Origin of the sequence: Mesorhizobium sp. M1A.F.Ca.ET.072.01.1.1 (assembly GCF_004023325.1) — a bacterium.
In the GTDB taxonomy this organism is placed as follows: Bacteria; Pseudomonadota; Alphaproteobacteria; order Rhizobiales; family Rhizobiaceae; genus Mesorhizobium.
In genome coordinates this window covers 1-4,714 of sequence record NZ_RZSF01000419.1, presented here as the reverse complement: position 1 = coordinate 4,714, position 4,714 = coordinate 1, and the positions used below count along the sequence as shown (strand labels likewise).

The window sequence follows — 4,714 nt, the reverse complement described above, 5'->3', positions numbered from 1 at the left end:
GGCAAGCCATGTGCGCGCCGTGGCACCCTGGCACTTCGGACAGTGCCGGTTGCGGCAGGAATTGTAGGCGATGCGCCACTGGCCGCAGTCCTCGCAGGCCTCGACGTGACCGCCAAGGGCCGCGGTGCGGCAGTGCTCGATCGCCGACATGACCTTGAGCTGGGCGAGGCTCAGATGCCCGGCATGGGCGACCCGGCAGGCGGGCCCGGCAGTGCGGAAGATGTCGGCAACCTCGATCGAGGCGCGCACGCTCAGCCGTCGGGTGAGGCTCTTCCGGCTTGAAGAGGCCAAGCTTGTCGAGCGGGCTCGTGACAGTGCGCACCGTGCGGGTTGCACTCGCTGGTGATGACGGTAAGATTCGACGGTACGAATACCTCATATCATCAAAGGCAATCTCATTCCTGGAAAAGTGCGTTCAGGATCACCCGGAGTTAGCGTGGTATCGCGACCGGCTGGCGTTGGTCATGCGGGTTGCCAGCAGCAAGAGCGGTTCTGCCCTGAAGGATTGGCAGTACGAGTACCCGCAGTACGGAAACACCAGCCAGGGCGATTTCATACCTACTATCCGAGGCCATCGCCGAGGATAGCACCAGTCCAGAGTCGGATGTTCGAAGCGTGCTGCTCAAGTATGGCGTTCGCGCGCAGACCACACCGCCGCGCGTCAAGAGCCTTAGCTTCGACAGCATCAAGTTGACAGGCGTTCGTGCCGAGTCCGAGCGCGACGGGGGTTTAGTCTGTCTTGGTCGGATCTAGGGTCGGAACAAGATGGGCGCCAACCACCACATCTTGTTCAGACCCCGCTTTTCCGTGCAGCCGCACGTCGCCAGCGCCGATCGGCTCGAAAAGATCGTCGACCTGCGCATCGGTAATCGCGATCTGGAGCGCAACGAGGGCTGACTTCGCTTCTTCAAGCGTCAGGCCGAGCTCAACGATCGACAGCGCGTCTGTTCGGTCGAAGCTGATGATCTCTTGCGTTTCGTCTGCTGCGTCGCCGCCGCCGATCACGAGTGAATGGCAAACCGCATCCACATCCCTCCTTGGTCGCGGGAGAGGGAAGCATGTCGACCTGTTGCGGTCAGCCCCTGGCAAGCTCTGAAAATTCGAGCTTCAGAGTCGCATTCACCTCGCGCCGGCTGAAGCGCTCAGGTTCGAAGGCGCGCAACGCCCATCGTCCTCGAACTCCTCATCTTCTTTGTCTTCGCGAAACAGCCGGTCGATGTCGCCGAAGCAGAAGCGATCGACGAGCGCCATGTATCCTGGTGGACCATATCAATATCTTCAGGCGGACCGGCACGCGCGCCGGCGATGCAGACCGGGTAGGCCTTGCCGCCCTATCGCTCGAGCCTCAACCCGGAGATCGTGTTCCCACCGATCGCCGAAATCGTACTCGTAGCGGATCCTCTGGCGCCCGCGCAGTTGCAGATTGGCGAGCGTCACTTCGCGGCCTGCCGCGTCGCGGTGGCGCTTGCCAGTCGAAGTCGTACCATAGTGCCGGCCGTGCAGCTTGAAAGCATGGAGATGATAGTCCTCCCTCTTGCGGAACGAGCAGCCGGCGCCATAACATTGGCGTGATTCGTCGCAAGCTCACTTTGAATTGGTACACTTCGGTATTTTTCAACGTCGGACATGGCGGTCAGGCTAACTCAGAGCCGACGAGACCCCCAACTTTTTCATGCTCCCCTTGTAGGCCGCGACCCCGCGCATCAGGACTCGCCGGAACGGCGAGGGTCGGGCGGCGTCATTCTGCGCGGAATGGCGTCCTTTGTGACCTTTCGACGCCGCCGGCGCAGGTCGGCGAGCGCGTTATGCGAGACGCGATGCCTCTTCGAAATACGTGCCGATGATGGCGGCGACGCTCTCGCTGGCAACGGGCGGGCTGAACAGGAAGCCCTGCAACTCGCCGCATTTCTCGGCGCGCAATGCCTCCAACTGCGCGACCGTCTCCACACCTTCGGCCGTTGTATCGATGCCGAGGCTGGCGCCAAGTCCTATGACGGCACGGACGATGGCGAGCGACTCTGGACACCGGCCGATCTCGCGGACAAACGATCGGTCGATTTTGAGACGGTTGAACGGAAACTGCCTGAGATAGCTCAGGCTGGAGTAGCCAGTGCCAAAATCGTCGAGTGCAATGCGCACGCCCAGCGAGCGAAGCTGCTTGAGGATGGCGAGGTTGGTGCTGCTGGCCGACAGCAGCACCGACTCGGTGATCTCGATCTCAAGCTGGTGCGGCTCCAGCCCGCTTCCGGCCAGGGCCAGTCCGACCGTTCCGACGAGGTCCCCTTTGCGGAACTGCACCGGCGAGACGTTGACGGACAGCACCAGCTCTCGCGGCCAGGTTGCCGCCTCTCGGCATGCCACCGCAAGCGCCCAGCGGCCGAGCTCGTCGAGCTTGCCGGTTTCCTCCGCGATCGGAATGAAATCCGCGGGCGACACCATGCCCCGGCGCGGATTGTGCCAGCGCAGCAGGGCCTCGAACCCGCGCAGCTTTCCGGTCTGCGTCCGGATGATGGGCTGGTAATGCAACTCGAACTCGCGGTCGATTTCGGCGCCGCGCAACTCTATCTCCAGCGCACGCCGCTCGCGCTGGCGCATGTCCATCCCGGCCTCGAACCAGCGGAAGGTGCCCTTGTCCGATTGCTTCGCGCGGTACAGGGCGAGATCGGCGCATTTCAGAAGGCTGTCGATGTCAGCGGCGTCGTCTGGGACCAGCGCTGCGCCGATACTCGCGCCGATCACTATCTCGGCGCCGTCGACCTTCCGTATAGCGGTAAGATCGCGGATGACGCGCTGGCCGAGCTCCTCGACGTCGGAGCGGCATTCGACGGCCGGCACCAGGATCGCAAATTCGTCGCCGCCGAGCCTGGCCACCACGTCGGTTTTGCGCACCAGTTCTTTCAGCCGGGCGGTCACCTCTATGAGGAGTGCGTCGCCTGCCGCGTGTCCGAGCGTGTCGTTGACTGTCTTGAAATTGTCGAGGTCGATCAGCACCACGCCGAACCGCCGTCCGTCCTGCTTGAGGCTGACCACCGCCCGCTCAAGCTCGCGCGTGAAAACCGTTCGATTAGCCAGTCCCGTCAATGGATCATGATGAGCGAGGTAAGTGATATGGGCTTCGGCGCGCTTGCGCTCCGTAATGTCCACGATTGTCGATAGTATTGCCACCTGATGATCTACGAGGGTTTCGCTGGTGTACTCGATCACATCGAGTTCACGACCGTCGGCGGTGCGGTGCCGAAGCACCATCTCGCGACCGTCGCTTTCGCGGATGATGGTGCCATCCACGCGGATTTCGGCCAGGCTGCGGTCCAGGAAGTCGCTGCGGCTGTAGCCGTAGAGACGCAGCGCCGCTTCATTGACGTTGAGAAAGTTGCCCGTCGACTGGCTGCGCACGAACATCGGAACCGGATTGTCGTCGAAAAGAGAGCGGAAGAGGGTCTCCCGCCCCTTCAGGTCGCGAATGTCGGTGAGAGTGACCACCAGCACGCCGCCGGCGATGTCGACACCGACCTTGAGAGCGATCCTATGCTGTCCCAGCCAATAGGCGAGCTCGAAGCTCGATAGGCGCCCCCCTGAACCCGCGCGCAGCAGTTCCTGGGGTACCTCTGGTATGCCGACTTGGGTCAGCGCGTCCGATAGCAGGGTGGACTGGAGGCTGTCGACGGTCGCTCCGAGGAAGCCCGCCGCGGCCTCGTTGATGCTCAGTATGCAGAAGTCAGAAATTGCGCCATGCCCACGATCGATCGGGCTCAGCCCGATAACGCCTTCCTGAGTGGAGTTGATGAGCAGACTGGCAAGCTCGAACTGGCTGGCGCGCGGCCGAAGGAATAGAAGGAAGTATTCGCCCGGCCAGCGGCACGACAATGGCAGCGCGACGATCTCGATGGTGGAGACCTTGCCGTCAACGACCCAGTGGCAAACCTTGAGCCGGGGCTCGCCTGCCGAGGAGGCGTTGTCGAGGGCGGAGGCGATTGCCAGATTGAAGGCATACGGCAGCTCATCGAGGCTGCGCGCGGACTCTGCAAAGCCCACGATGGCGCGGAAGCGCCGGCCGCAGCGCAAAAGGAAGGGCGGCTCGTCGCCCAAACGACGGACCACAGCGATCTCTTCTGAGAAGCGGCCAACGCTGCCTAGCGCAATTTCCTCATAGGGCGGGAGGGGACCTGTGCCGCAGGCGGATTGCCAGCGGCGCAGGATGAGCCGCACGTCGTCGGACTCCGTTTGGGTCGCTACGCTACGCCCTCCTGGAGCGTCGACCGTGTCGGGGGCGGTCTGCTCAAGCCCCACCGTCGGGTGTGCACTCACCTTCTGCAAAAAACGTCTCTGAGAGCCGCAATCATCCTCGCATCTCGCCGGTTCTGCTCCGGGTCCAAATCGGGTCGAAGGCGAAAAACCTCGACCGGTCAACAAGCAATCTGAGGAGCGTAGCTCCGGTTGGCCGGAGCATCCGGCATCTAGGCGAGCCCGCAGATCCGATGGTCTGCCGCGGTGCGGTCGCGCGCCTTGTCTGATCCTGCGCTCCACTCGACGCGGAACCTATGGCTTGGACCCTTAACGTTCGACTAAATAAAGCGTCATGATCCTGTTATACCAAGAGTCATGGAGTTTGACCGACATGCGCCCACTCCCGCATTCCGATTGATTTGATGGTTTGGGGCGCAGCGAGGAGCTTCTGCCAAGCATCGCAAGCGGCGTCGATGATGGCGTCGTAGTC

4 protein-coding genes are annotated in these 4,714 nt (G+C 62.5%); all 4 read right to left on the bottom strand.

Annotated elements, in window-relative coordinates:
* On the bottom strand, positions 1-222 hold a 222-nt coding region (locus tag EOA32_RS33235), incomplete at its 3' end, for a transposase zinc-binding domain-containing protein (RefSeq protein ID WP_245499475.1).
* Between the two features lie 507 nt (positions 223-729).
* Positions 730-1,029, bottom strand: coding sequence for a hypothetical protein (locus EOA32_RS33225; protein ID WP_128373980.1), 300 nt, complete (start codon positions 1,027-1,029; stop codon positions 730-732).
* A gap of 90 nt (positions 1,030-1,119) precedes the next feature.
* The gene (locus tag EOA32_RS40680; protein WP_281015300.1) at positions 1,120-1,251 is read right to left on the bottom strand and encodes a hypothetical protein; all 132 of its coding nucleotides are present in this window, start codon (positions 1,249-1,251) and stop codon (positions 1,120-1,122) included.
* A gap of 552 nt (positions 1,252-1,803) precedes the next feature.
* On the bottom strand, positions 1,804-4,305 hold the full coding sequence (locus EOA32_RS33215; RefSeq protein ID WP_245499474.1) for an EAL domain-containing protein: 2,502 nt from the start codon (positions 4,303-4,305) through the stop codon (positions 1,804-1,806).
* Positions 4,306-4,714: the final 409 nt, after the last annotated feature.

Excerpts from the sequence above, each read along its gene's own strand:
- EOA32_RS40680 (WP_281015300.1), bottom strand. The coding sequence starts at position 1,251 with ATGGCGCTCGTCGATCGCTTCTGCTTCGGCGACATCGACCGGCTGTTT.